The sequence below is a fragment of the Streptomyces sp. NPDC007905 genome (genome assembly GCF_042959345.1).
In the GTDB taxonomy this organism is placed as follows: domain Bacteria; phylum Actinomycetota; class Actinomycetes; order Streptomycetales; family Streptomycetaceae; genus Streptomyces.
Map to the genome: position 1 here is coordinate 40,588 of NZ_JBIBKS010000004.1, position 24,700 is coordinate 65,287.

Annotated in this window: 21 protein-coding genes and 2 pseudogenes; 11 read left to right on the forward strand and 12 right to left on the reverse strand. The window is 73.1% G+C overall.

Features of this window, described 5'->3' with window-relative positions; translation table 11 throughout:
* Positions 1 to 37: 37 nt before the first annotated feature.
* The gene (locus ACFZDC_RS08900) at positions 38 to 1,252 is read right to left on the reverse strand and encodes an acetyl-CoA C-acetyltransferase (protein ID WP_391321649.1); all 1,215 of its coding nucleotides are present in this window, start codon (positions 1,250 to 1,252) and stop codon (positions 38 to 40) included.
* Positions 1,253 to 1,325: 73 nt separating this feature from the next.
* A complete protein-coding gene (locus ACFZDC_RS08905; protein WP_391321651.1) occupies positions 1,326 to 2,486 on the reverse strand; it encodes a CoA transferase in 1,161 nt (386 codons plus the stop codon).
* 204 nt (positions 2,487 to 2,690) lie between these two features.
* Between ACFZDC_RS08905 and ACFZDC_RS08910 the strand changes: the two genes are divergently transcribed.
* Positions 2,691 to 3,878, forward strand: coding sequence for a saccharopine dehydrogenase NADP-binding domain-containing protein (locus ACFZDC_RS08910; protein ID WP_391321653.1), 1,188 nt, complete (start codon positions 2,691 to 2,693; stop codon positions 3,876 to 3,878).
* Between the two features lie 10 nt (positions 3,879 to 3,888).
* Here ACFZDC_RS08910 and mmpA read toward each other — a convergent pair whose 3' ends face one another.
* Both mmpA and ACFZDC_RS08920 read right to left on the reverse strand, forming a co-directional pair.
* Complete coding sequence (gene mmpA, locus ACFZDC_RS08915) at positions 3,889 to 4,035, reverse strand: morphogenic membrane protein MmpA (protein ID WP_391321655.1); 147 nt, start codon at positions 4,033 to 4,035, stop codon at positions 3,889 to 3,891.
* A 102-nt stretch (positions 4,036 to 4,137) separates the two neighbouring features.
* The gene (locus ACFZDC_RS08920) at positions 4,138 to 4,845 is read right to left on the reverse strand and encodes an endonuclease V (RefSeq protein ID WP_391321657.1); all 708 of its coding nucleotides are present in this window, start codon (positions 4,843 to 4,845) and stop codon (positions 4,138 to 4,140) included.
* A gap of 62 nt (positions 4,846 to 4,907) precedes the next feature.
* Between ACFZDC_RS08920 and ACFZDC_RS08925 the strand changes: the two genes are divergently transcribed.
* Positions 4,908 to 5,204, forward strand: a complete 297-nt coding sequence (locus ACFZDC_RS08925; protein WP_391321659.1) for a YciI family protein — start codon at positions 4,908 to 4,910, stop codon at positions 5,202 to 5,204.
* 10 nt (positions 5,205 to 5,214) lie between these two features.
* Here the strand turns inward: ACFZDC_RS08925 and ACFZDC_RS08930 are convergent, their stop codons facing one another.
* Positions 5,215 to 5,553: a plasmid stabilization protein gene (locus ACFZDC_RS08930; RefSeq protein ID WP_391321661.1), complete on the reverse strand. Its 339-nt coding sequence runs from the start codon at positions 5,551 to 5,553 to the stop codon at positions 5,215 to 5,217.
* A gap of 59 nt (positions 5,554 to 5,612) precedes the next feature.
* A complete protein-coding gene (locus ACFZDC_RS08935) occupies positions 5,613 to 6,716 on the reverse strand; it encodes a WD40/YVTN/BNR-like repeat-containing protein (protein ID WP_391321663.1) in 1,104 nt (367 codons plus the stop codon).
* Between the two features lie 191 nt (positions 6,717 to 6,907).
* Between ACFZDC_RS08935 and ACFZDC_RS08940 the strand changes: the two genes are divergently transcribed.
* Entirely contained in the window at positions 6,908 to 7,324 is a 417-nt protein-coding gene (locus ACFZDC_RS08940; RefSeq protein WP_391321665.1) for an SsgA family sporulation/cell division regulator, read from the forward strand.
* Between the two features lie 4 nt (positions 7,325 to 7,328).
* On the opposite strand, the pseudogene ACFZDC_RS08945 reads toward ACFZDC_RS08940, so the two are convergent.
* Positions 7,329 to 8,144 (reverse strand): annotated as a pseudogene (locus tag ACFZDC_RS08945) (isocitrate lyase/phosphoenolpyruvate mutase family protein).
* Positions 8,145 to 8,543: 399 nt separating this feature from the next.
* Between ACFZDC_RS08945 and ACFZDC_RS08950 the strand changes: the two are divergent.
* The 3 genes from ACFZDC_RS08950 to ACFZDC_RS08960 all read left to right on the forward strand — a co-directional run bounded on the left by ACFZDC_RS08950 (position 8,544) and on the right by ACFZDC_RS08960 (position 12,286).
* Complete coding sequence (locus ACFZDC_RS08950; RefSeq protein ID WP_391321666.1) at positions 8,544 to 10,169, forward strand: ATP-binding cassette domain-containing protein; 1,626 nt, start codon at positions 8,544 to 8,546, stop codon at positions 10,167 to 10,169.
* A gap of 136 nt (positions 10,170 to 10,305) precedes the next feature.
* Positions 10,306 to 11,082, forward strand: coding sequence for a dimethylargininase (gene ddaH, locus ACFZDC_RS08955; RefSeq protein ID WP_391321668.1), 777 nt, complete (start codon positions 10,306 to 10,308; stop codon positions 11,080 to 11,082).
* Positions 11,083 to 11,308: 226 nt separating this feature from the next.
* Positions 11,309 to 12,286, forward strand: coding sequence for an acyl-ACP desaturase (locus ACFZDC_RS08960; protein ID WP_391321670.1), 978 nt, complete (start codon positions 11,309 to 11,311; stop codon positions 12,284 to 12,286).
* 435 nt (positions 12,287 to 12,721) lie between these two features.
* On the opposite strand, the gene ACFZDC_RS08965 is transcribed toward ACFZDC_RS08960, so the two are convergent.
* The gene (locus ACFZDC_RS08965; protein ID WP_391321672.1) at positions 12,722 to 12,967 is read right to left on the reverse strand and encodes a WhiB family transcriptional regulator; all 246 of its coding nucleotides are present in this window, start codon (positions 12,965 to 12,967) and stop codon (positions 12,722 to 12,724) included.
* Positions 12,968 to 13,284: 317 nt separating this feature from the next.
* Here ACFZDC_RS08965 and ACFZDC_RS08970 point away from each other — a divergent pair, with 317 nt between their 5' ends.
* Positions 13,285 to 14,076, forward strand: a complete 792-nt coding sequence (locus tag ACFZDC_RS08970; protein WP_391321674.1) for a VOC family protein — start codon at positions 13,285 to 13,287, stop codon at positions 14,074 to 14,076.
* Between the two features lie 109 nt (positions 14,077 to 14,185).
* On the opposite strand, the gene ACFZDC_RS08975 is transcribed toward ACFZDC_RS08970, so the two are convergent.
* On the reverse strand, positions 14,186 to 15,226 hold the full coding sequence (locus ACFZDC_RS08975) for a substrate-binding domain-containing protein (RefSeq protein WP_391321676.1): 1,041 nt from the start codon (positions 15,224 to 15,226) through the stop codon (positions 14,186 to 14,188).
* A 441-nt stretch (positions 15,227 to 15,667) separates the two neighbouring features.
* Positions 15,668 to 16,687 carry a non-homologous end-joining DNA ligase gene (ligD, locus tag ACFZDC_RS08980; RefSeq protein WP_391321678.1) on the reverse strand — a complete coding sequence of 340 codons (1,020 nt, stop codon included), beginning with the start codon at positions 16,685 to 16,687 and terminating at the stop codon, positions 15,668 to 15,670.
* 74 nt (positions 16,688 to 16,761) lie between these two features.
* Between ligD and ACFZDC_RS08985 the strand changes: the two genes are divergently transcribed.
* A complete protein-coding gene (locus ACFZDC_RS08985; protein WP_391321680.1) occupies positions 16,762 to 17,841 on the forward strand; it encodes an ATP-dependent DNA ligase in 1,080 nt (359 codons plus the stop codon).
* Between the two features lie 208 nt (positions 17,842 to 18,049).
* Here the strand turns inward: ACFZDC_RS08985 and ACFZDC_RS08990 are convergent, their stop codons facing one another.
* Positions 18,050 to 19,240: an alcohol dehydrogenase catalytic domain-containing protein gene (locus ACFZDC_RS08990; protein ID WP_391321683.1), complete on the reverse strand. Its 1,191-nt coding sequence runs from the start codon at positions 19,238 to 19,240 to the stop codon at positions 18,050 to 18,052.
* A gap of 234 nt (positions 19,241 to 19,474) precedes the next feature.
* On the opposite strand from ACFZDC_RS08990, the gene ACFZDC_RS08995 reads away from it, so the two are divergent.
* From ACFZDC_RS08995 to ACFZDC_RS09005, 3 genes and pseudogenes are all read left to right on the forward strand, one after another.
* On the forward strand, positions 19,475 to 20,449 hold the full coding sequence (locus ACFZDC_RS08995; protein WP_391321685.1) for a DUF3048 domain-containing protein: 975 nt from the start codon (positions 19,475 to 19,477) through the stop codon (positions 20,447 to 20,449).
* Positions 20,450 to 20,492: 43 nt separating this feature from the next.
* Positions 20,493 to 20,891, forward strand: a pseudogene (locus tag ACFZDC_RS09000) (carboxymuconolactone decarboxylase family protein); the annotation flags it as partial.
* A 69-nt stretch (positions 20,892 to 20,960) separates the two neighbouring features.
* Positions 20,961 to 21,752: an SDR family NAD(P)-dependent oxidoreductase gene (locus tag ACFZDC_RS09005; protein ID WP_391321687.1), complete on the forward strand. Its 792-nt coding sequence runs from the start codon at positions 20,961 to 20,963 to the stop codon at positions 21,750 to 21,752.
* A 142-nt stretch (positions 21,753 to 21,894) separates the two neighbouring features.
* Here ACFZDC_RS09005 and ACFZDC_RS09010 read toward each other — a convergent pair whose 3' ends face one another.
* A complete protein-coding gene (locus ACFZDC_RS09010; RefSeq protein WP_391321689.1) occupies positions 21,895 to 24,579 on the reverse strand; it encodes an AAA family ATPase in 2,685 nt (894 codons plus the stop codon).
* Between the last annotated feature and the right edge of the window lie 121 nt (positions 24,580 to 24,700).

A 24,700-nucleotide genomic window follows, 5' to 3' on the forward strand; every position in this document is an offset into this window, starting at 1 on the left:
GTCGTCTCCGTTGAGGTCTCGTGATTCCGCGGGGAGTTCAGATGCGCTCGACGATGGTGGCGATGCCCATGCCGCCGCCCACGCACAAGGTGGCGAGGCCGTAGCGCTTGTCCTGGCGCTCGAGTTCGTCGATGAGGGAACCGAGGATCATCGCGCCGGTGGCGCCGAGCGGGTGGCCGAGGGCGATGGCGCCGCCGTTGACGTTGACCTTGTCCAGGGACAGGCCCATGTCCTTCACGAAGCGCAGCACGACCGCGGCGAACGCCTCGTTGATCTCGACCAGGTCGATGTCGTCGATGGTCAGGCCGGCCTTGGCGAGCGCCTTGCGGGTGGCGGGGGCGGGCCCGGTGAGCATGATGGTCGGCTCGGAGCCGGAGACGGCGGCGGAGACGATCCGCGCGCGCGGGGTGAGGCCGTGGCGCTCGCCGACCTCCTTGGAGCCGATCGCGACCAGGGAGGCGCCGTCCACGATGCCGGAGGAGTTGCCCGCGTGGTGCACGTGATCGATCTTCTCCACCCAGTGGTACTTCTGCAGCGCGACCGCGTCGAAGCCGCCCAGCTCGCCAATGTCCGCGAACGAGGGCTTGAGCTTGGCGAGGGAGTCGGCGGTGGTCCCGGGGCGCGGGTGCTCGTCGTGGTCGAGGACGACCAGGCCGCTGCGGTCCTTGACGGGGACGACGGAGCGGTTGAAGCGGCCCTCCTTCCAGGCGGTGGCGGCGCGCTCCTGCGACAGGGCCGCATACTCGTCCACGTCACGCCGGGAGAAACCCTCGATGGTGGCGATGAGGTCGGCGCCGATGCCCTGCGGCACGAAGTTGACGGCCAGGTTGGTCATCGGGTCGTTGAACCAGGCGCCACCGTCCGAGGCCATCGGCACGCGGGACATGGACTCCACGCCACCGGCCAGCACCAGGTCCTCCCAGCCCGAGCGGATCTTGACGGCGGCCAGGTTGACGGCCTCCAGGCCGGAGGCACAGAAGCGGTTCTCCTGGACGCCGGCGACCGTGTCCGGCAGTCCGGCGGCGATCGCGGCGATCCGGGCGATGTCGGAGCCCTGGTCGCCGACGGGGCCGACGACGCCGAGCACGATGTCGTCGATGGCGGCCGGGTCGAGGCCCGGGAAGCGGTCGCGGATCTCGTGGATGAGACCGACGACCAGATCGATGGGCTTCGTGCCGTGCAGGGCGCCGTTCGCCTTGCCGCGGCCGCGCGGGGTGCGGATCGCGTCGTACACGTACGCTTCGGTGCTCACTGGGTGTGCCTTTCGGGAGGGCGCGCCGAGCAGGGTCGGTCGCCGAGGGCGGAGGGTCGTCGGAGGGCCGGGGTCAGTCGCCGTCGGCGACGAGCTCGTCGTTCACAAGGTCAGGTATGCCCCAGTCCCGCGCCACCGTCCCCGTGTGGGCGCCCGGAAGGGCCGGGCCGGTGCGCACGGCGGTCGGGGTCGCGGAGAAGCGGGGGGCGGGGGCCGGCTGGGTGAGGCCGGCGTGCTCGGTGAAGGTGCCGCGGGCGGCCAGGTGCGGGTGGTGCGGGGCCTCGCGCAGGGAGAGGACGGGCGCCACGCAGGCGTCGGAGCCCTCGAAGACGGCCGTCCACTCCTCGCGGGTACGGGACTTGAAGCGGGCGGCGACGCGTTCGCGCAGCTCGCCCCAGCGGGTCCAGTCCGTGCGGGCCGGGGCCAGGTCGTCCAGGTCGAGCAGGTGCAGGAACTCCTCGTAGAACCGGGCTTCCAGGGCACCGACCGCCATGTGCCGGCCGTCGGCGGTCTCGTAGGTGCCGTAGTACGGGCAGCCGCCGTCCAGGAGGTTGGCGCCGCGCCGGTCCTGCCAGCCGCCGGCGGCCAGCATGCCGTGGATCATCGCGGACAGGTGCGCCGCGCCGTCCACGATGGCCGCGTCGACGACCTGCCCGGTGCCGGACGCGCGCGCGTGGTGCAGGGCGGCGAGGACGCCGACGGCGAGGTAGAGGGAGCCGCCCGCGTAGTCGCCGAGCAGGTTGGCGGGGACGGCCGGGGGCTGGTCGGGCCGGCCGATCATGCCGAGGGTGCCGGTGAGGGCGATGTAGGCCACGTCGTGCCCGGCGCGGTCGGCGAGGGGGCCTTCCTGGCCCCAGCCGGTCATCCGGCCGTAGACCAGACGGGGGTTGCGGGCGTGGCAGGCCTCAGGGCCGACGCCGAGGCGTTCGGCCACTCCGGGCCGGTAGCCCTCGATGAGGATGTCGGCCCGGCCGGCGAGGTCCAGGACGCGTGCGGGGCCGTCCGGCGACTTGAGGTCGACGACCACCGAGCGCTTGTTGCGGTTGGTCACGTCGTACGCGGGCTCGATCCCGAGGCCCGGGCCGCCCGGGCGGTCCACCCGGACCACGTCGGCGCCGAGGTCGGCGAGGAGCATGGCGGCGAACGGGCCCGGCCCGATGCCGGCCAGCTCCACCACGCGCACGCCGGAGAGCGGACCGTTCCCCGACGTCCTCGGCGTCTCTGCCGTCGTCATGCCGTCCTGCCCCCAAGCACATGTGACACCGATGATGTAACACCGGTGATGCTAAGAACACGTTCCACCGGACACAAGACCTGAACGAGCAAGCGCTTAGCCAAGTGGCCGGCCGGTCCCGCCGAGGCCGTATCCACGGGACCGCACTCCTCACGCTAGCCTCAGCCACCGACAGCGGCGCGGGCTGCAGGACCAAGGGGTGTCATGAGCAGGCTGAAAAGGACGGACCGTCCCTACGACATCGTGCTCTTCGGAGCCACCGGCTTCGTCGGCACGCTCACGGCGGAGTACCTCGCCGCGCACGCCCCCGGCGACCTGCGCTGGGCGATCGCGGGCCGCGACGGGGAGAAGCTGGAGCGGCTGCGCGAACGGCTGTCCGGCGGCTCCGGCGGCTCCGCCATCGGGGTGCTTCGGGCCGACGTGACCGAACCGGCCACGCTGCGCGCGCTCGCCGAGCACGCGCGCGTGGTGGCCACGACCGTGGGGCCCTACCTCACCTACGGCGAGGAACTCGTCGCGGCCTGCGCGGACACCGGGGCCGACTACCTCGACCTGACCGGCGAGCCCGAGTTCGTGGACCTGATGTACGTCCGGCACGACGCACGCGCGCGTGAGACCGGAGCCCGCCTCGTGCACGCCTGCGGCTTCGACTCCGTACCGCACGACCTGGGCGTGTACTTCACGGTCCGGCGGCTGCCGGAGGGCGTGCCGCTGACCGTGGACGGGTTCGTGACCGCCGACGCGACCTTCTCCGGGGGCACGCTGGCCTCGGCGCTGAACCAGTTCGCTCGCGGCCGGCACCTGGTGGCGGCGGCCCGCGAACGCCGCCGGCACGAGCCGCGGCTGATGGAACGCCGGGTGGCGGCACCGACGGGCGTGCCGCGCTTCGCCAGGGAGGTCGGCGCCTGGGCGCTGCCGCTGCCGACCATCGACCCGCAGATCGTGCGCCGCTCGGCGAAGGCCCTGGACCGGTACGGGCCGGACTTCCGCTACCGGCACTACGCGGCGGTCAGGCACCTGCCGGTCGCCGCGGGGGGTGTCGCCGCCGTGGGCGCGGTCGCGGCCGCCGCCCAACTGCCGCCCGCCCGGCGCTGGTTGTCGAACCGGCTCAGGCCCGGCGACGGGCCCGGTGCCGAGAAGCGGGCGAAGAGCTGGTTCAAGGTGCGCTTCGTCGGCGAGGGCGGCGGACGGCGTGTCTTCACCGAGGTCGCGGGCGGCGACCCGGGCTACGACGAGACGGCGAAGATGTTCGCCGAGGCGGCCCTCAGCCTGGCCTTCGACGAGTTGCCGCCGACCGCCGGGCAGGTGACCACGGCTACCGCCATGGGCGACGCGCTGACCGAGCGGCTGCGCGCGGCGGGGATCATCTTCCGGGTGGCTGCCGAGCGGTAGGCCGCGGGCACTACCCCTGCCACGCGAGCAGGGTCCAGAGCATCCCGCCGATCCAGCCGAGCCCCGCCACGACGGCGAGGACCAGCGCGGCCGTCACGGCGCGCTCGACGGGCTGGGCGGGGCGGGTCAGGGGCTTCGCGGAGCGGTGCGTCGTCATGCGGGCCAGCCTGCCGGTGGGGTGGCGCGGGCACATCCGTACGCGTACTCACACGACGTACTCACCGTCCGGCGGCATGCTCCCGGCCGCAGGGGCGTCGTGTCAGGAGGTCGGCGCCCAGCGCGTCGCCGCTTCCCGAAGCACCCGCCGGCACAGGGCGTCCGCCCTGCGCGTGGTCTCCGGCAGCCGGTACTCGGGTGTCAGCGCCAGGGTGTGCGCGAGGGCGTTGTCCAGGCTCACCCGGTGGCCGACCGAGACGAAGACCGGCTTGACGCCGTCCCGGGTGCGCAGCGCGCGGCCGACCTCCTCGGTGCCGGCCAGGAGAGGCGCGGCACTGCCCCGGGCGGGCCCGGGGTCGTCGTACGCGAAGGTGAACGGGTTCTTGGCGACGCCGATGGTCGGCAGGTCCGTGAGCACGCCGAGGTGGCTGGCGAGGCCGAAGCGGCGGGGGTGGGCGCGGCCGTAGCCGTCGCACACGACCACGCCCGGCGGGCAGGGCAGGGCGTCCAGGGCGGCCCGCACGGTAGGGATCTCACGGAAGGCGAGCAGCCCGGGAACGTACGGGAAGGAGATCCGGCCGACGGCCGTCGTCTGCGCGACGACCTCCAGCGTGGCCGCGTCCAGGACGACGGCCGCCGCGGCGACGAGGTCGCGGTCGTCGTCGTAGGCGACGTCGACACCCGTGACATGGCCCGTCCCCGGCGGCGGCCCCGGCTCGTCGAGCACCACCCGCCCGCGCAGTTCGTCCTGTACGGCGCGGGCCTCTTCCTCGGTCGCGGGCCAGCCCGCGGGTACGCCTACGGTCGACATGATGGCCAAGACTGTACGGTCCGCCGACGCCGGGTCGGGCCACCGGGGGTAGGCTCGCGATCATGTTCGTACTGGAGCTGTCCTACACCGCCCCGCTCGACGCCGTGGACGGGGTGCTCCCGGCACATTCGGCCTGGCTCGACGAGCAGTACGACAAGGGCTTCTTCCTCGCCTCCGGGCGCAAGGACCCCCGCGACGGCGGGGTGATCCTGGCCGTCGCGGAGGACCGCGCCCGTATCGAGGAGGTCGCCGCCGGCGACCCGTTCGTGGTCGCCGGGGTGTGCGAGTACCGCATCACGGAGTTCATCGCCACGAAGACGGCCCCCGAACTGGCGCACCACCGGCAGACGCTGAGCTGAGCCCTCGGGGTCAGCTCTTCTTGCCTTTCAGCGCGCGCTGCAGCTCGTCCTTGTTCATGTGCGAACGGCCTTCGATGCCGCGCTGCTTGGCCTCGTTGTACAGCTGGTCGCGGGTCGGGCCCTGGGAGCCGGCCCGATTGCCCGACCGCTGCCCACCGCGCTTGCTGGACGACATGTCCTGCGTCGAGCTGCGGCTCGCGGTCTTGGACTCACCGGCGCGGGCGCGTTCCTTGTTCACGGTCCGCGCGGCGATCTCCTTGGCGCGCTTGGTGCTCTCGCCCCGGTCCTGCGCGCTTTCCTTGATGTGTTCGTACTGTCGCTCCCGCTTGGAGCTGGAACCGGCGGGCATGATCGCTCCCTTCCTCCTGTGCGGTGGGGACACGAGTACCCGGGTTCCCGGCGCTTACGTCACCGCTCCAGCCGGGCCACCCGTCCCTGCTCCCCGGCTGCCCAGCAACTCAGGTCGGGGGTGCAGTCCACGGTGTCGTAGGAGCCGGTGTCGATGGTCCGCCAGGTGCGGCCGCCGTCGGTGGTCAGGTCGGTGCCGGTGGGGCCGACGGCGAGCGCGGCGCTGCGGGTGTGCGGAAGCCAGGCGGCGCCTGAGCGGTAGGCGGGCGGCGGCGTGGCGGCGGTGCGCCAGGTACGGCCGCCGTCGGCGGTGACCGCGGCGGCCAGCGGCGAGGGCTGGTCCGCTCGGTAGTCGCCGCCGACCGCGATGCCGTGGGTGCGGTCGCGGAAGGCCAGCGCGAAGACGCCCTTGGCCGAATCGCCCCCGGGGACAGGCGTATCGGCGGCCGTCCAGGTCAGTCCTCGGTCGGCGGAGTGCAGCACGCGCGCGTGCGCACCGCCGCCGGTCGCCAGCCAGACGTCCTTCGGCCCGGAGGTGACCAGGCACTGGCCGCTCGCCGCGAAGCCGGCCTCGCCGTCGAGGGCGGCCGGCATGCCGTCGTCGGGCAGCACCCGCCAGGAGCGGCCGCCGTCGCTGGTGGACAGGATGCGGAACCTGCCGTCCACCGGGTCGCTCAGGGCGAGTCCGTGGCGTCGGTCGAAGAAGGCGAGGCAGTCGTAGAAGGCCTTCGGGTCGGTGTTGCGGAAGGACTCGGTCCAGGTCGCGCCGCCGTCGTTGGTGCGGTAGACGCGGGAGGCCTCGCCCTCGCCGATGGCCAGCACCACCGCGTGCCGCGCGTCGAACGCCTCGACGTCCCGGAACTGCAGGTCGGCCGCGCCGGGCGGGGAGACGTTCCGCCAGCCGGCCCCGCCGTCGGTGGTGCGCAGCACGGTGCCTGCCGTGCCGGCCAGCCAGGCGGTGTCGCGGTCCACGGCCGCCAGGCCGCGGAAACGTACCTGCGGTGTGCCGCTGTTCTTCGCCGCCCAGTGCACGGCCCCGTGCCCGAGCGGCCCCGCCTCGGCGACCGGCACCGTCAGCGCGGCCAGCGCCGCTCCGCACGCCACCCCCGCCGCCACCAGCCGGCCTGTCCGTCCCCTGTGTCGCGTGCTCCCCAAGCGCCTCATGGCGGGCGAAGCTAGCCCACCGGCCTTCCGCCGTCCAGAGGACCCCACGGCCGCGGGCCTGCCCGCGCATGAACGCGGTGACCGAGGTCACTCGTTCCCCGTGTGCACGGATTGGCCGATTCCGTCGTCTCTTCCAGTGCCAGGTGCCACACACCCGGAAGTACGTCCCGCCGTCACGAGGGAGCAACGCGTTGTCCACCGTCATCGAGCAGCCCGTAGAGGCGCGCCTCGTCGCCGCCGCACCGCGCATGCCGAGCATTCCCGCGACGCTGTGCTACGACCGGCGCGACCCGTTCGCCGTCCGCATGACCTTCCCGGCCCCGGCCACGCTGGAGGGTGTCGAGGTCTGCTGGACCTTCTCCCGCGAGCTGCTCACGGCCGGGCTGCAGGGACCGGAGGGCTTCGGGGACGTGCGCGTGCGACCGTACGGCTACGACCGCACCGTTCTGGAGTTCCACGCGCCCGAGGGCACCGCGGTCGTGCACGTGCGTTCCGGCGAGATCCGGCGGTTCCTGGAGGCGACCGGCGACGTGGTGCCGGTCGGCCTCGAACATCTCCAGCTGGACCTCGACCACGACCTGGCCGAGCTGATGCGGGACGCCTGCTGACGCACTACCCGCGGGTGCGCGGCGTGTTCAGCTCGCCGTAGGCGAACCCGCCGGCCGGCGTCCCGTAGGTCCCCTCCCGCAGCAGCTCCCGCGTGGCGCGGCGGACCAGGGCGTGGACGGCCCGGGCAAGGCCCGCCCCCGTGGTGATCCGGGCGACACCGAGCGCGGCCGGCTCGGCGACCGTCGGAGCGCCGGGGTCCACCATCACGCTGAGCCGCCCGTCGATGCCCGCGACGAGCGCCTTGACCGTCCCTGGGTCGACGGCCCCGGGGACGAAGATCCCGTCGGCGTCCGCGGCGAGGCAGGCGGCGGCCCGCTCCACAGTCGGATCCACTCCCCCGGCACCGCACAGGAACGTGCCGATGCGCGCGTTGACGAACAGCGGCACGCCCATCCCGTCGGCGGTCGCACGGGCGGCGGCGATCCTCCCCCGGACTTCGTCCGCGGGGTCCCCCCTTTCGCTTCGCTCGCCTGCTCGGCGACCGGCCGCAGCGGCTCACCGCCCGCCTCATGTCGCGCGTCCTCGTTGTTGACGCCGACCGCGCCCGCGACGACCGCCCTCCATCTCGGCGACCCCGGCGGCGTCCTCGGCGTAGCCGCCCACGGCATCGGCGCTGACCGGGATCCCCGGTACCGCGTCCGCGATGCGGGCGGCGGCCTCCCGTGCACGGTCGCGGTCGAGCCGGTCACCGTCGGCCGCGCCGAGCGCCCAGGCGAGGCCCGTGCTGGTGGTCGCCACGGCCGGCGCGCCGGCCTCCACGACGACGGCGGCACTCACCGGGTCCCAGGCGTTCGGCAGGACCAGGGGGCGGCCGGGCACGTGCAGTGCGCGGCAGGTCCGGGCGAGGGCGACGAGCGTACGGAGGCGTCATGAGGGCAGCTCAACGGGCGGGAGCCGGGCGGGCGCCGGCAGGAATCCGACAGGAACGTGGGCCCGCCGGGACACGCGAGTAATCGCGTTGACACCCTTCCCGCGCCGTTCGTACGGTGTATGAGGTTCTGTTGCCGTCGATTGGAGAAGGACGTTGCTCGTCTGAGGTCCTGAGACACCGCGCTCACACCGGTGAGGTGTGCGTGGCGTACGGCCTCGGCGTTCGAGCCGTCCTCCGGCACAGGCCCTTCTTCCTTGGCTCTTTCGTGCCCCAGGCCTTTCGGCTTCCGCCTCGCGGTGTCTCGACGCGCGCCCGCCCAGACCGCACCCAGCAACCGCGAGGCCTCCATGTCCACATCCGTCACCTGTACCTCCCTGTCCTTCGCCTGGCCCGACGGCACCCCCGTCTTCGACGGCCTCGACATCGCGTTCGGCCCGGGCCGGACCGGTCTCGTCGGCGTCAACGGATCGGGGAAGTCCACCCTGTTGAAGCTGCTCGCCGGCGAGCTGACTCCGGCCGACGGCACCGTCAGGGTGACCGGCGAGGTCGGCCACCTGCCGCAGAACGTCACGCTCGACACCACGCTCCGCGTCGACGAGGCCCTCGGCATCGCCGCCCGGCGGGCCGCCCTGCACGCCATCGAGGCGGGCGAGGTGTCCGAGGAGCACTTCGAGACCGTCGGCGACGACTGGGACGTCGAGGAACGCGCCCTGGTCACCCTCGGCGAACTCGGTCTCGGCCACATCGGCCTGGACCGCACCGTCGGCGAGGTGTCCGGCGGCGAGTCGGTGCTGCTGCGCCTGGCCGCACTGCTGCTGCGCCGCCCGGACGTCCTGCTCCTGGACGAGCCCACCAACAACCTCGACCTGTACGCGCGCCGGCGGCTGTACGCGGCGGTCGCCTCCTGGCCGGGCGTGCTGATCGTCGTCAGCCACGACCGCGAGCTCCTGGAACTGGTCGACCAGATCGCCGACCTGCGCTCCGGAGAGATCGGCTGGTACGGCGGCAACTTCTCGGCCTACGAGGAGGCGCTCGCCGTGGAGCAGGACGCGGCCGAACGGATGGTGCGGGTCGCCGAGGCGGACTTCCGCAAGCAGCAGCGCGAACTGGTCGACGCCCAGGTCAAGCTGGCCCGCCGCAAGCGGTACGGGCAGAAGATGTGGGACCGGAAGCGCGAGCCGAAGATTGTCATGGGAGCCCGCAAGCGCGCGGCACAGGAGTCCGCGGGCAAGCACCGCATCATGCACGAGGAGAGGCTCGCAGAGGCCAGGGAACGCCTGGACGAGGCGGTGGAGGCCGTACGGGACGACGACGAGATCCGCGTCGACCTGCCGTACACGGCCGTACCGCCCGGGCGGCAGGTGCTCACCCTGGAGAACCTGGAGGCGGCCTACGGGGCGCGCGTCAAGGGCATCCTCGATCTGCGCGGCCCGGAGCGGATCGCGCTCGTCGGACGCAACGGCGCCGGCAAGACGACACTGCTGCGGACCGTCGCCGGAGAGCTGGCGGCGGTGGCCGGCGAGGCAAGGACGCACGTCCCGTCGCGGTTCCTGCCGCAGCGCCTGGACGTGCTGGACGACGAGCTGACAGTCGCCGAGAACGTGGCCCGGTTCGCGCCGGGCGCCACGAACAACCGGATCCGGGCACGTCTGGCCCGCTTCCTGTTCCGGGGCACACGGGCCGACCAGAGGGCCGGGACGCTCTCCGGCGGCGAGCGCTTCCGGGCGGCCCTGGCCGCTTTGATGCTCGCCGAGCCCGCCCCCCAGTTGCTCCTGCTGGACGAGCCGACCAACAACCTCGACATGGCGAGCGTCCGTCAGCTGACCACGGCCCTGGAGTCGTACGAGGGCGCCCTGCTGGTTGCCAGCCACGATCTGCCGTTCCTGGAGTCGATCGGCATCACCCGCTGGCTGCTGATGGAGCGAGGAGAACTGAAGGAGACCACGCCCGAGACGCTCACCGATCCGGCGTAGCCGGCGCGGCGGGGAGTCCCGGGAAGGGCACAGCCTGACAACGAGGGTTTTGTCCTGGCCGGAGCGCCCTGCATGATGGCGGACCGGCGCCGCATCACGGGCGCCGGAACCGCACCGCCGATTCGAAAGGCCCCTCGTGCCCAGCAAGAAGGCCCTCGTCCGCCGCCCCAGCCCGCGCCTCGCCGAAGGCCTGGTGACGCACATCGAGCGGGAGAAGGTCGACGTGGACCTCGCCGTCGAGCAGTGGGAGGCCTACGTCGAGGCGCTGGCCACGCACGGCTGGGAGACGATCGAGGTCGAGCCGGAGGACGACTGCCCGGACTCGGTGTTCGTTGAGGACACCGTCGTCATGTACAAGAACGTGGCGTTGATCACCCGGCCGGGCGCCGAGTCCCGGCGCGCGGAGACCGCCGGCGTCGAGGAGGCGGTGGCCCGGCTCGGCTGCTCGGTGAACTGGATATGGGAGCCGGGCACCCTGGACGGCGGTGACGTCCTGAAGGTCGGCGACACGCTCTATGTCGGCCGGGGCGGGCGCACCAACGCGGCCGGCGTGCAGCAACTGCGGGCCGCCTTCGAGCCGCTGGGCGCGCGCGTGGTGGCCGTACCGGTGAGCAAGGTGCTGCACCTGAAGTCGGCGGTCACCGCGCTGCCGGACGGGACGGTCGTCGGGCACATCCCGATGGTCGACCGGCCGTCGCTGTTCCCGGGCTTCCTGTCGGTGCCGGAGGAGTCCGGCGCGCACGTGGTGCTGCTCGGCGGCCACAAGCTGCTCATGGCGGCGAGCGCTCCGAAGACGGCGGAGCTGCTGACCGACCTCGGTCACGAGGTGGTCACGGTGGACATCGGCGAGTTCGAGAAGCTCGAGGGCTGTGTGACCTGTCTCTCGGTGCGGATGCGGGGACTGTACGCCTGAGCGGGTCGTCCTTGAGTCCGACAGCCCCTGGACCTGCGCGTCCCGGGCTGTTCGACATGCCCTGGAAACGCCGATTCGAGGGTGCTGATCAGCAATCTTTACGGTGGCCTTAACCTACGGCTTCGTAACCTACGGTTTCGTAGCCTACGATCTCGTAGGTCTCCCGACACCGCTCGCCGGACCGTCCCCTTTCTCCGTCCCCTGTTGTCGTCCCCCTGGAGTTCCCGTGACGATCGCCTCCTCCCCTCACCTCGGCAGCCCGTCCGTGTGGACCGACGCGCGGCTGCTGTACGCGCTGGAGGAAGTGGTCGAGAAGGAGCTGAACCGGCATCTGACGGTCGCCAAGGACTGGATGCCGCACGAGTACGTGCCCTGGAGCGACGGCCGCAACTTCCCCGGCCTGTTCGACGACGGCGAGGCCTGGGGCAAGGAACAGTCCAAGGTGACGGATATCGGCCGCATCGCCCTCGTCGTCAACCTCCTGACCGAGGACAACCTCCCCAGCTACCACCACGAGATCGCCTCGCTCTTCGGCCGCGACGGCGCCTGGGGCACCTGGGTGCACCGCTGGACCGCCGAGGAGGGCCGGCACGGCATCGTGATGCGCGACTACCTGCTCACCTCGCGTGCGGTGGACCCGGACCAGCTGGAGCAGTTCCGCATGTCGCACATGAGCGAGGGGTTCGAGTCCGACAACCGGCACTCGATGCTGCACTCGATCGCCTACGTCGCCTTCCAGGAGCTCGCGACCCGGATCTCGCACCGCAACACCGGCCACCAGTCCGGCGACCCGATCTGCGACCGGATGCTGGCGCGCATCGCGACCGACGAGAACCTGCACATGGTCTTCTACCGCAACCTCCTGAAGGCCGCGTTCGAACTCGCCCCAGACCTGACCATGCAGGCGGTCCGTGACGTCGTGGTCAACTTCCGCATGCCCGGCCACGGCATCCCCGGCTTCGAGCGGGCCGCCGCCCAGATGGCGATCGGCGAGGTCTACAACCTGCGCATCCACCACGACGACGTCCTCCAGCCCGTGCTGCGCTTTCTGAAGATCCTGGAGATCGACGGCCTCGGCGCCGAGGGCCGCCAGGCGCAGGAGGAACTGGGCCTGTTCATGGGTGGCCTGGACGCGGAGGCCAGCAAGTTCGACGAGCGGCTGGCGGCCCGCAAGGCGCGCATGGCGGCGCGTGCAGGGAGCTGAGCGAGACCCGGGCGGCCGAGTCGATCGGGGGCCCGGGGGCCCGATGGGCCGTGACCTGAGCCGCGCGCTCGGGCAGGACGTCGCCCGCCCGGTGAGCCGGGGCGCGGACCCCGGTGGGCCGTGACCTGAGCCGCGCGCTCGGGCAGGACGTCGGCAACCCGGTGAGCCGGGGCGCGGACGGCGGGGGCCGTTGGTCCGAAGGCCGCGCTCTCGCCGCGGGCAGTGCGACCGCTCCGCCTCGATGGCGTACGCCCGCGTGCCTGTCGGCGGGGCGGCCTGTCGGAGTGTGCCGTTCGTGAGCGCGGTATTCTGCCCCGTTCTCTGCCGCCTTGGGCGGCGCCGAGCCCGACGCCCCACGGGTTACGACCCGCTGCGCCCCCGGCCCCTGCCCGCGCGCCGGAGCCCCGGCGGCGCGGCTCTCCGGTGGCCGGGGTGTCAGCGGGACGTGCGCCGTAGGGCGAGGCGCTCCTTCTCGGAGAGGCCGCCCCAGACGCCGAAGCGTTCGTCGTTGTCAAGCGCGTAGTCCAGGCAGGCGGAGCGCATCTCGCACATACCGCAGATGCGCTTCGCCTCGCGCACCGAGCTGCCGGGCTCGGGGAAGAAGAAGTCCGCCCCGGTCTGCGCGCACAGGGCCTGTGCCCGCCAGGCGGTGTCGGGCGGGGTGATCGTGTCGATGTGCATGGCCAGGATCGTGCCGCGCGGCTAAAAACGTTCGATCAACGCCGGGTCAATGGCACGGCCAGGGCCCGCGCCGCCCGTTGCCGCTCCCGTCGGAGCCCTGGGCCGAACCGATGATGCTCCGTGTCGACATGCCCGCGCACGGCGGCACGCGGGAACACGGTGAAGATCCCGGAGAACCCACTGCGGCGCGCGGGTGACCGCGGGCGTCGGTCCGGAGCGCGGCCGCACCCGGGCAGCGGTTGTCAGTGGGCGGTGCCAGACTCGGCAGTGCAGAGGACCGGACCCTTTTCACGGGCCCCCTTTCAAGGAGGGCGAAGATGCTCACCACCCGTTTCGTCAACGGCGCGCCCAACTGGCTCGACGTCGGCACCCCCGACCTCGACGGCGCCCTCTCCTTCTACGGCGGTCTCTTCGGCTGGCAGTTCCAGTCGGCGGGGCCGGACGCCGGAGGCTACGGCTTCTTCCAGTTGGACGGCAGGACCGTCGCCGGCGGCATGCAGACCGGCCCGGACCAGGGGCCGCCGGCCTGGACGGTGTACTTCCAGAGCGAGGACGCGCAGGCCACCGCGAAGGCGGCCGAACAGGCGCACGGCCGCGTGCTGTTCCAGCCCATGGACGTGATGGGCCAGGGCCACATGGCGGTCCTCGCCGACCGGGCGGGCATTCCGTTCGGGATCTGGCAGCCCGGTCGGACCAGGGGCGTGGACGTGGCGAGCGAACCGGGCGCGCTGTGCTGGGTCGAGCTGTACACGCCGGACATCGCGGCGGCCGCGGCGTTCTACCACCAGGTCCTTGGCCTCGAGACCTCGGCCGTGCCGTTCCCGGGTGGCACGTACACCTGTGTCAACCCGAGCGGCGCCGGAGAGGACGCGATGTTCGGCGGGATGGTCTCGCTGGCCGACGACCCGACGGAGGCGGAGGCGGGCCCGTACTGGCTGCCGTACTTCGAGGTCGAGGACACCGACGCCGTGGTCGAGAAGGCGCAACAGCTGGGCGGCACGGTGCGTATGCCGGCGACGACCATGGAGGGCGTGGGCCGCATGGCCAAGCTCGCCGACCCGTACGGCGTCCGCTTCGCGGTGATCAAGAGCGAGTCACCGCAGGGCTGAGGCGTCGTCTGTCGCGGGACGGCAGGCGTGGCGCCAGTCCGTTGCGAAAGTCCCGTGACGCGACGCTGCCCCGGTCACTCCGGGACTCTCGTCGGCGTCGCGAAAGGCGCTAGGCGGACGCGCGCCGTATCAGGGTCGTCGGCAGGACGACGCTCGAGGCGGCCGCGCCCGTCGGCGCCGCGCCATGCGTCCGGCCGGCCTGGCCGCGCAGCAGCAGGCGGGCCATCAGCCGGCCCATCTCCTGGATGTCCTGACGGACCGTCGTGAGAGGCGGGTCGGTCTCTTCCGCGACGGGCAGCACGTCGTCGAAGCCGATCACGGCGACGTCCTCCGGTACGCGCCGGCCCCGCTCGCGCAGCACGCGCAGGGCGCCGAGCGCGGTCAGGTCGTTGGCGGCGAACACGGCGTCCACGTCCGGGCAGCGGTCGAGCAGTTCCCGCATGGCGCGTTCGCCGCCACCCGGGGTGAAGTCGCTCTCCGCGACGAGCCGGGGATCGGCGTCGCCCATGACGTCCCGGTAGCCGTCGAGCCGGTCCACCGCCGACGTCTGGTCCAGCGCGCCGGTGATGTGCGCGATCCGGGTCCGGCCGAGGCCCACGAGATGGCGCACGGCCTCGCGGGCGCCGCCCCGGTTGTCGCTGTCGACGTACACCGGGCCGGGGGTGCCGTCGCTCCAGTCGGGGCGGCCGCCGAACACGGTGGGCACGCCCGCGTTCCGGATCAGGCCGGGCAGCGGGTCGTCGAGGTGGAGGGAGAAGACGAGCGCTCCGTCGACATGGCCTCCGGCGAGGTAGCGGGCCACGCGCGCGTGGTCGGCGCGGCCCTCGGTCAGCAGCAGCACGAGCTGGTTGTCGTGGGCCGTCAGCTCCTTGCTGATGCCGCGCAGTTGCCATGCGAAGAAGGGGTCGGCGAAGACCCGGGCCTCGGGTTCGGCGATGACGACGGCGACGGCGTCGTGCCGCTTGGTGACCAGGCTGCGCGCGGCCTGGTTCGGCACGTACCCGAGCTGCTCGACCGCCTGCCGGACCCGCTCGGCCAAGGGCTCCCTGACGCCGTTCCCGCCGTTGACGACCCGTGACACGGTGGCCCGGGACACCCCGGCCCGCGCGGCCACGGCCTCCAGTGTGGGACGCGACACTGCCTCGGTCACTTCGGGACTCCTCATCGGCGGCTGGCGATCAGGATAGCCGCGCCGGGCCGGGGCCGTGGGGGCCGGAAAAGGGGTGGCGCCCGAGCGTCCGGCCCGGTCACGGCGACGAGCCGAACACGCCGGGCCCACGCCGCTGGAGCACCACGAGCGCCCTCTGGTTGTGTACCCCGGCGCACGGCGCACGCTGGATCGACGACTGCTGCGCCGGGAGCGTGCCGTTGTCCACAGGCCGGTGGTCCACGGGGCCCGGCCCATGGTCAGATGGTCAGAGGCCTGCGGCATCCCGCCGCACCCGCACCCCGGTTGCGCGAGATGATCGCGTCCGGCCGCGCGCCCGCCGCGGCCATCGGCCTGTGGCAGGTCACCGGAGAGCCGGACGAGATCCTCCCGGTGCTTTCGACCCAGTGGTCGCGCACCCCGGCCCGAGGCCCTTGCGGCGGCTCAGGACGTCTGCTCCCGCCGTGCCCGGCTCGGCTGGACCCGCTTCGGCTCGCCCGGCATCTTCGGGTACTCCGGTGGGTACGGCAGATCGCCCAGGCCGTGGTCGTGTTCATCGCGGCGGGCCAGTTCCAGGAGGGCCTCGAGGGAGTAGGCGTGGTCGTCCATGTCGGCGTGCACGTCGCCGAGTTCGGCGAAGCGGACCGGCATGGTGGCGAGGTCGAAGTCGCGGGGGTGGGCGACGCCGACCTCCTCCCAGCGCAGGGGTGCGGAGACGGGGGCATGCGGGCGGGGTCGTACGGAGTAGGCGGAGGCGATGGTGCGGTCGCGGGCGGTCTGGTTGTAGTCCAGGAAGATGCGTTCGCCGCGCTCCTCCTTCCACCACTTGATGGTGACCTGCTCGGGCATCCGGCGCTCCATCTCCCGGCCGACCGCGATGGCGGCGCGCCGCACCTGGGTGAAGGTCCAGCGCGGTTCGATGGGGACGAAGACGTGCAGGCCGCGGCCTCCGGAGGTCTTGGGCCAGCCGCGCAGGCCGCCGAACTCTTCGAGGACCGCGCGCAGTTCGTGGGCGGCGCGGACGGCGTCGTCGTAGTCGGTGCCGGGCTGCGGGTCGAGGTCGATGCGGAGCTCGTCGGGGTGGTCGACACGGGTGCGGCGCACCGGCCAGGGGTGGAAGGTGAGCGTGCCGTACTGGGCGGCCCAGACGACGGCGGCCTCCTCGGTGGGGCACATCTCGTCGGCGCTGCGGCCGCTGGGGAAGGTGATGTGCGCGGTCGGGATCCAGTCGGGCATGCCCTTGGGGGCGCGCTTCTGGTAGAACCACTCGCCGCCGACACCGTCCGGGTAGCGTTCGAGGGTGGTGGGGCGGTCGCGCAGGGCGCGCAGGATGCCGGGGCCGACGGCGGCGTAGTACTGGGCGAGGTCCAGCTTGGTGAATCCACGTTCCGGGAAGAAGACCTTGTCCGGGCTGGACAGCCGTACGGTCCGGCCGGCCACGTTCAGTTCCACCGCATCACCCATGCCGCCACGGTAGGCGCACCCCCGACGGCTCGCACACCGGGCGGCAGCCAGGGTATGCGAGCAGAATCGGACCCATGGATCTGCCGGTGATGCCGCCCGTGAAGCCGATGCTCGCCAAGTCGGTGGCGAAGATCCCGCCCGGCATGCACTACGAGGCGAAGTGGGACGGATTCCGGGCGATCGTGTTCCGCGACGGGGACGAGGTGGAGTTGGGCAGCCGTACCGGGAAGCCGTTGACCAGGTACTTTCCGGAGCTGGTCGCGGCGCTGAAGGAGCGGGTGCCGGGGCGGTGCGTGCTGGACGGGGAGATCGTGATCGCGCGCGAGGGGCGGCTGGACTTCGACGCGCTGACCGAGCGGATCCATCCGGCGAACTCCCGGGTGCGGATGCTGGCCGAGCGGACCCCGGCCTCCTTCGTCGCGTTCGACCTGCTGGCGCTGGAGGACCGCTCCCTGATGGACGTGCCGCTGACGGACCGGCGGGCCCTGCTGGAGCGGGCGCTGTCCGGGGCCGGCGCACCGGTCCATGTGGCGCCCTCGACGACCGATGTCGAGGTGGCGCACCGCTGGTTCGAGCAGTACGAGGGAGCCGGCCTGGACGGGGTCGTCGCCAAGCCGCTCACCCTGCGCTATCTGCAGGACGAGCGGGCCATGTTCAAGGTCAAGCACGAGCGGACGGCGGACGTCGTGGTGGCGGGCTACCGGTTCCACAAGAGCGGCCCGGTGGTCGGCTCGCTGCTGCTCGGCCTGTACGACGACCGGGGTGCCCTGCAGCACGTAGGGGTGTCGGCGGCCTTCGCGATGAAGCGGCGCGCCGAGCTGGTCGAGGAGCTGGAGCCGCTGCGGATGGCGGACGTGAGCGGGCATCCGTGGGCGGCGTGGGGGGACGAGGCGGCGCATGAGACGGCCCGGCTGCCGGGAGCGCCGAGCCGCTGGTCGGGCAAGAAGGACCTGTCCTGGGTGCCGCTCAGGCCGGAGCGGGTCGCCGAGGTGGCCTACGACCACATGGAGAACGGCGCCCGCTTCCGGCACACGGCCCGCTTCCGCCGCTGGCGCCCGGACCGGACTCCGGAGAGCTGCACCTACGCGCAGCTGGAGGAGCCCGTGCGCTACGACCTCGAGGAGATCCTGGGCGCCAAGGAGGACGGTCCCTAGGGGGCCGGCCGGAGCATGCCCGGCGACGCGGGACCTGGCCCGCACATCCGCCGCGCCGGCGTCGGTTGCCGATGCCCCGCACCGGCCGCCCTCCGCCCTGCGGCCGCACGCGCCCACCTCCGCCCAGCGGCCGCACGCATCAGACGCGCTCGGGCCGGCCGGACAGGCACCGCTGCTGTCCGGCGGGCCGGATCCGGGCGGCAACCCCCTAGGGCCGCATCAGGATCTTGATCGCGCCGTCCTGCTTGTGCTGGAACATCTCGTACGCGTGCGGCGCATCGGCGAGCGGAAGCCGGTGCGTGGCGAAGTCCTCGACGCCGAGGGCGTCCTCGTCCGTGAGGTAGGGGATGATCTCGTCCGTCCACCGGCGGACGTTCGCCTGCCCCATCCGCAGCTGGATCTGCTTGTCGAAGAGGGTGAGCATGGGCATCGGGTCGGCCATGCCGCCGTACACGCCGCTGAGCGAGATCGTGCCGCCCCGCCGGACCAGTTCGATGGCCGTGTGCAGGGCGGCGAGCCGGTCGACGCTGAAGCGTTCGGCGAGGGGACCGCTGATTTTGCGCGGCAGGAGCGCGGAGGCGGTCTGGGCGAGCTTGGCGGCGGCGCTGCCGTGCGCCTCGGTGCCGACGGCGTCGATCACGGCGTCCGGGCCCCGTCCGTTGGTCTCGTCCCGGATCGCCGTGACGAGCGCCTTCTCGTCGTCGAAGGCCCTGAGGTCGTACGTCTGCACACCGCGCCGCTTCGCCCGGGCGAGCCGCTCGGGCACCAGGTCGACGCCGAACACCCGCTCGGCGCCCCGGGCCAGCGCGATACGGCAGGCCATGTCGCCGATCGGCCCGAGACCGAGGACGGCGAGGGTGCCGCCGGGCGGGACGGCCGCGTACTCGACGGCCTGCCAGGCCGTGGGCAGCACGTCGGAGAGGTAGACGAAGCGGTCGTCGGGCGGCCCCTCGGGCACCTTGATCGGACCGTACTGCGCCTGCGGGACGCGCAGGTACTCGGCCTGGGCGCCGGGCACCGCCCCGTACAGGCGGGTGTAGCCGAACAGGGCGGCGCCCATGCCCTCGCCGGTGACCTGGGTGGTCTCGCACTGGGTGGGCAGCCCGGTCAGGCACATCCAGCAGTTTCCGCAGGCGATCTGGAACGGCACCACGACCCGGTCGCCCACCGCGAGGTCCGGCACCCCGGGGCCGACCTCCTCGACGATGCCCATCGGTTCGTGGCCGAGGATGTCACCCGGGGTCATGAACGGGGTGAGCACCTCGTACAGATGCAGATCGGAGCCGCACAGCCCGGTCGAGGTGATGCGGATGACGGCGTCGGTGGGCTCCTCGATCCGCGGGTCGGGTACGTCCTCCACCCGCACGTCCCGCCTGCCCTGCCAGGTGACTGCCTTCATGGGGTCGCGCTCCCTTGGTCACGTGCGCGCCGGTTCGCCCTGGCGCGTCCGGTTTGCGGTGGCGCCCGGGTACCCGCACGCACCTGCGGCGAACCCGAGCCGGCCGGCCCGAGTCCCGCCGCGCCGGAGCCCGATCGGTCCATCGAACACGCGCTACTGGAACTGCCGGGTATGGCCAGTGCCGACCGGATGAGCACACAATCGACATATACGAACGGGGTGGCAACGGTGGGCATGGGACACAGGGCGCGCACGCGACGCACCGGGCTGGCGGCGGCACTGGTCGCCGCCACGATGACGGTCTCCCTGACGGCGGGCTGCACCCGGCACGGCCCCTCCGACGACGGGCGCGCACCGCACCGGACCCCGGCACCCAGCAGCTCGGCCGCGCCCGGCTCACCGCTAGCCGTGAAGATCGACAACGTCCCCGCGGCCCGCCCGCAGACGGGACTCGACGCGGCGGACGTCGTCTACGCCGAGCAGGTCGAGGGCGGCCTGAGCCGTCTGATGGCGGTGTACTCCACCAAGCTCCCGAAGGCGGTCGGCCCGGTGCGCAGCGCCCGCGAGTCCGACCTGGAACTGCTGCGCCAGTTCGCCGAACCGACGCTGGCCTTCTCCGGAGCCCAGCGCAAGCTGCTGCCGCTGATCCGCCGGGCTCCCCTGCGGGCCGAGTCGCCCGACGAGGCCGCCGGCGCCTACTACCGGGGCACCGGCAGGGCCGCACCGCACAACCTCTATCTGCACCCCGCCCGCCTGCTGCCCGCCGCTCCGGGCAAGGGCGCGTTGACCACCGGGTTCCACTACGGCCCGGCGCCCTCCGGTGGCACCCGCGAGTCCTCGCGCACCGTGCGCTACCCGTCCGCGCGCTTCGATTTCACGTGGTCGGCGCGGCAGGGTGGCTGGCTGGTCGCGATGGACGGCACGCCCACGGTGACGACTGACGGCAAGCGGGTGGCACCGGCGACGGTCGTCGTGCAGTACGTGAACATCCGCTCGTCCCGGTACCACGACGCCCTCGGCAACCACACGCCGTACACCGAGACGGTCGGCTCGGGGAGGGCCGAGGTGCTGCGGGACGGCCGGTCCTTCGACGCCACCTGGTCCCGGCCGGCGGCGACGGACGGTACGGCGTTCACGGCGGCGGACGGCGGCCGGATGAACTTCGCCGACGGCCAGGTGTGGGTGGTGTTCGCCGAGGAACCCTCCTGACCTGCGGCCTCAGCCCTGCGGGGCTCGCGCCGAGACCGGCGAGGTGAGCGGGATGGCGGTGCGCCGGGAGGTGCTGGGCGATGCGCACGTCGACCGGGCGCAGGCCCGGCAGACCCCGTTCACCGCCCGTTTCCAGGACTTCATCTCCCGCTGCGCCTGGGGCGAGATCTGGACCGACCCGACCCTCTCGTGCCGCGAACGCAGCATGGTCACGCTGACCGCACTGGTCGCGCACGGCCCCTACGAGGAGCTGGCCCTGCATGTCCGGGCGGCGCGGCGCAACGGGCGGACCCCGGAGGAGATCGGGGCGGTGCTGCTGCAGACCGCCGCCCACTGCGGAGTGCCCGCCGCCGACTCGGCGTTCGCGACGGCCCAGCGGGTGCTCTCCGAGGAGGACGGGGAGGACAAGGAGAACGAGGAGGACGGGGAAGCGCCCCGCTGAGGGGGACCCTGCTGGTCGTAGCTTCAGCAGCACCTCCTCCGGCCGGCGGACCGTGCCTAGGGTGGGAGCATGTCCACTGTTCTGATCACCGGCGCCACCTCCGGTCTCGGCCGTTACCTCGCCTTCGAACTGGTGCGCGGCGGCCATCTCGTCCTCGCCCACGGCCGCGACCGGGCGCGCACCGGACAGCTCGTCGAGGAGCTGTGCACCGAGGGCCGGGCGGAGGGGTTCGTCGCCGATCTGGCCTCGCTCGCGGCGGTCCGGGACCTGGGCGCCCGGGTCGCCGAGGCTCATCCCGAGCTGGACGTACTGATCAACAACGCGGGTGTGGGCGGTGGTCCGCCCGGCTCCGGGCGCGAGCTGAGCGCCGACGGACACGAGCTGCGGCTCGCGGTGAACTATCTGGCACCGGTGGCACTGACCCGCGCCCTGCTGCCGGTACTGCGCGCCAACCCGCCCGCCCGGATCGTGAACGTCGGCTCGGCCGGACAGGAGCCCCTGGACTTCGCCGACCCGGAACTCATGCGTGGCTACAGCGGTGTCTCGGCGTACTGCCGCGGCAAGTTCGCCCTCGCCGCGCACACCTTCACCCTGGCGGAGGAGCTGGCGGGCACGGGCGTCGCCGTGAACGTGCTGCACCCCGCCACCTACATGGACACGGCGATGGTCCGCGAGGGCGGGATCACCCCGTGGAACTCGGTGGCGGACGGTGCGCCGGGTGTGCTGGCACTGGCCACGCGGGAGAGCGGTTCGGGTGGCTACTTCGACGGGACACGGCCGGCGCGGGCGCACGAGGCGGCGTACGACACGGCGGTGCGCGAGCGACTGGAGACGGTCACCGGTCACCTGCTCGCCGTATAAGGCGGACGGTATGCGGCCGGCCGCCGACCGGCGGGGTACGACCTACCGCGGCCGACGTCATGCGGTCGGCGCCGGGTCCGGCCGACAACCGCGTTCCGTCGTGCGCCGCCCCGCGATAACGGCATGATCCGCCGGACAGGCCCTACCGCAGTCCCCGCCCCGTCTCCAGCACCTCCCGCGCCTGGGCCACCAGCCCGTCCGCCCCGCATGAACGGGCCAGCGCCATGCCCCGGTTGAGTTCGGCGACCGAGCGGGTCGCGATGCCGTACTCGACCCGGGCCGCCGCGTGCTCGTACTGGCAGGGCGAGGCTTCCAGATAGGCGACGGCCCGGGCGGCGAGGCCGACCGCGCGGCTGCCGGTCTCCAGGGCGGCGGCGCAGCGCAGGGCCTCGCCGATCGCGGTGTCCGTGCCGAACCGCTCGGCCTGCCGGCGGGCGTCCGCGGCGAGCTGGGCAGCCCGGGCGCGGTCCTGCGTGGCGAGGGCCTTGGCGAGGTCGATGGACCAGGGTGCGAGGACGGGGTTGTGGCCACCGCGGGACGCGGCGGTCTTCTCGGCGGCCTCGAGCTCGTTGACGCCCTCCTCGGTGCGGCCGACCGCGATCAGCAGCCGGCCGCGGACGGAGCGGATGTCGGGCAGCACGATCGTGGACGGGTACGGCGGGGCGAAGCCGTACTGTTCGGCGACCGACCAGGCCTCGCCGACCTGTCCGCGGGCCAGCAGGGTGTCGACGAGTCCGCAGGTCGCCGACCAGTACAGGGGCAGCCTGCGGCCGACCCGCTCCGCCAGGGCCAGTGCCTCGCGCAGGGTGGACTCGGCGTCCTTCAGCCGGCCCTGCCTGCGGTAGGCGAGGCCGAGGAAGGCGTTGGCCAGGGAGAGGTGGCCGCCGCGCCAGCCGGCACTGGTGTAGGCGCGCAGGGCCTCGGCGAAGAGGCTCTCGGCGCGGTCGAGCCGGTCGGCGTAGGTGTACGCGCTGCCGAGCATCATCAGCAGTTCGATGCCCCACTCGCCGTCGGTCCAGCCGAGGCCGGGCGCGAGGCGGCCGTTGACGAGGGCGCGGTCGCACAGCTGGAGGACGTCCTCGGCGTTCTCGCCGTGGGCCATCGCGTCGAAGCCGCGCAGGATCAGCAGGGCGCGCTCGGAGTTGTCCCGGCCGGTGCAGGTGCCGGCCAGTTCGGCCAGGCGCTGGGAGCGTTCCGGGGAGACGGTTTCGCCGTGGATGCCCTCCCACATGAACTGCACGGCCTGCAGCCGCAGCCGAACCGGGCCGGCCTCGTGCCGCGCGGCCTCGGCCTCGACCGTGCGGACGGCCTCCTCCAGCTGGTCGTTGTGGAGCAGTGCCTGGGAGAGCCGGACCACGGCGTCGACCCGCTGGTCGCCGTCGAGGCCGGGCATGGCCAGCGCGCTCTGCAGGTGCTCGATGGTGACGGCGGGCGCGGTCAGCAGGGTGGCCCGGCCCAGTTCGTAGAGCACCTGGGCGTGGACCTCGGGCCGGGGCGGCTCCCGCAGGGCGCGCTCCAGGCAACGGTGGGCCGCGTCGGGCGCGCCGACGGCCAGATGCTCACGGGCCGCCTCGCGCAGCTGCTCGACGAGTTCCTCGTCGTCGTCCGGGTGCACCTTCAGCAGGTGCCGGGAGGCCTCGGCGGCACCGCGTCCGGTCTCGGTCACGATCTGGGCGGCGATGCCGTGCATGGCGGTGCACACGCCGGGCGGGATGGAGTTGTAGACGGCGGAGGCGATCAGCGGGTGGACGAACTCCAGCTCGCCGGCCTCGGCTTCGGCGCCGGCCGCCGGGTCGGGTTCGGTGAGGATACGGGCGCTGCAGAGCAGCTCGGCGCAGCGCTCGGCGATGTCGGTGCGCATGCTGGCGAGCCGCGCGACCAGGTCGACGGAGATGCCGGTGCCGAGGATGGCCGCCGCCCAGGCGAACCGGGTGGCCTCGACCCCGAGTCCCTTGAGGCGGTCGACGAGGCCGCCGCCGCGGGCGGAGCGGTTCAGGGCGCGCAGCTCGCCGGCCCGTGCCTCGACCGGCTGGAGTTCGCTGTCCTGCACCTTCGCGAGGAGTTCGACGGTGTCGTAGGGGTTGCCGCCGGTGACGGCCCAGACCTCGCGGCAGAACGGGTCGTCGGCGTGCCTGCCGACGGTGGCGCGGGTGAGTCCGGCGGTGGCCTCCGGGGTGAGGGCGCTGAGGTTGTTGACGGGGCGGCCCGCCGCGTCGGCCACCGCGTCCAAGTGGCGGGCGCTGTCGCCGCTCATCTCGCCGGGGCGCCGGGCGACCACGACCAGCACGGGCAGGTCGTCCAGGCGTTCGGCGAACGCGGCGAGCCAGCGCAGGGTCTCCTGGTCGGCCCAGTGCGCGTCGTCGACGAGCAGCACGAGCGGCCATTCGCGGCGGGCGAGGCGGCGCACGGCCGCGACGAGTCCGTCGCACACGTACTGCGGGTCGACGCTGCCCTCTCGGGGGTCCACTATGCCGAGGGCGGGGCCCGCGATGTCGTACCAGTCGCCCAGGTACTCGCGGGCCTCCTCGGGCAGTAAGGAGACCAGGGCGGGCTGCAGCAGCTGCCGTACGACGTTGAACGGCACGGACTTCAGGGTCTCGCCGCCGCGTGCGGACCACACCGTGCAGCCGCGGCGCTCGGCGATGCGGCGCGTCTCGGCCAGCAGCGCTGTCTTGCCCAGTCCGGCCTCGCCCCGGAAGACCAGCAGGTTCCCCGCGGAGGTCTGGTCGGCGCACAGGACGTCGAGCGCCCGTGTGACGGTGGCGATCTCCGCGTCCCGCTCCCACAGGGAAGCCGAGCCGGCCGCGGACGGCCGTCCCTCCGTCATCCCGTTACCTCCCCAGGTCGCCCGAATGACGTACAGACCACGAGCGTAGCCGTCCGATGGGATGTGTGGTGGCCGGTCGGGACACGTGGTGCCCCGCCGGGTGAAAGTGGATGCGGCTGGG

What these genes read in the sequence shown, in the direction of transcription:
- ACFZDC_RS08970 (WP_391321674.1), top strand. Translation starts at nt 13,285, where the DNA reads ATGCTCACCACCCGTTTCGTCAACGGCGCGCCCAACTGGCTCGACGTC.
- mmpA (WP_391321655.1), bottom strand. Translation starts at nt 4,035, where the DNA reads ATGACGACGCACCGCTCCGCGAAGCCCCTGACCCGCCCCGCCCAGCCC.
- ACFZDC_RS08965 (WP_391321672.1), bottom strand. Translation starts at nt 12,967, where the DNA reads ATGCACATCGACACGATCACCCCGCCCGACACCGCCTGGCGGGCACAG.
- ACFZDC_RS08930 (WP_391321661.1), bottom strand. Translation starts at nt 5,553, where the DNA reads ATGCCCGCCGGTTCCAGCTCCAAGCGGGAGCGACAGTACGAACACATC.
- ACFZDC_RS09010 (WP_391321689.1), bottom strand. Translation starts at nt 24,579, where the DNA reads ATGACGGAGGGACGGCCGTCCGCGGCCGGCTCGGCTTCCCTGTGGGAG.
- ACFZDC_RS08990 (WP_391321683.1), bottom strand. Translation starts at nt 19,240, where the DNA reads ATGAAGGCAGTCACCTGGCAGGGCAGGCGGGACGTGCGGGTGGAGGAC.
- ACFZDC_RS08910 (WP_391321653.1), top strand. Translation starts at nt 2,691, where the DNA reads ATGAGCAGGCTGAAAAGGACGGACCGTCCCTACGACATCGTGCTCTTC.
- ACFZDC_RS08935 (WP_391321663.1), bottom strand. Translation starts at nt 6,716, where the DNA reads ATGAGGCGCTTGGGGAGCACGCGACACAGGGGACGGACAGGCCGGCTG.
- ligD (WP_391321678.1), bottom strand. Translation starts at nt 16,687, where the DNA reads ATGGGTGATGCGGTGGAACTGAACGTGGCCGGCCGGACCGTACGGCTG.
- ACFZDC_RS08985 (WP_391321680.1), top strand. Translation starts at nt 16,762, where the DNA reads ATGGATCTGCCGGTGATGCCGCCCGTGAAGCCGATGCTCGCCAAGTCG.
- ACFZDC_RS08920 (WP_391321657.1), bottom strand. Translation starts at nt 4,845, where the DNA reads ATGTCGACCGTAGGCGTACCCGCGGGCTGGCCCGCGACCGAGGAAGAG.
- ACFZDC_RS08925 (WP_391321659.1), top strand. Translation starts at nt 4,908, where the DNA reads ATGTTCGTACTGGAGCTGTCCTACACCGCCCCGCTCGACGCCGTGGAC.
- ACFZDC_RS08905 (WP_391321651.1), bottom strand. Translation starts at nt 2,486, where the DNA reads ATGACGACGGCAGAGACGCCGAGGACGTCGGGGAACGGTCCGCTCTCC.
- ACFZDC_RS09005 (WP_391321687.1), top strand. Translation starts at nt 20,961, where the DNA reads ATGTCCACTGTTCTGATCACCGGCGCCACCTCCGGTCTCGGCCGTTAC.
- ACFZDC_RS08950 (WP_391321666.1), top strand. Translation starts at nt 8,544, where the DNA reads ATGTCCACATCCGTCACCTGTACCTCCCTGTCCTTCGCCTGGCCCGAC.
- ACFZDC_RS08995 (WP_391321685.1), top strand. Translation starts at nt 19,475, where the DNA reads ATGGGACACAGGGCGCGCACGCGACGCACCGGGCTGGCGGCGGCACTG.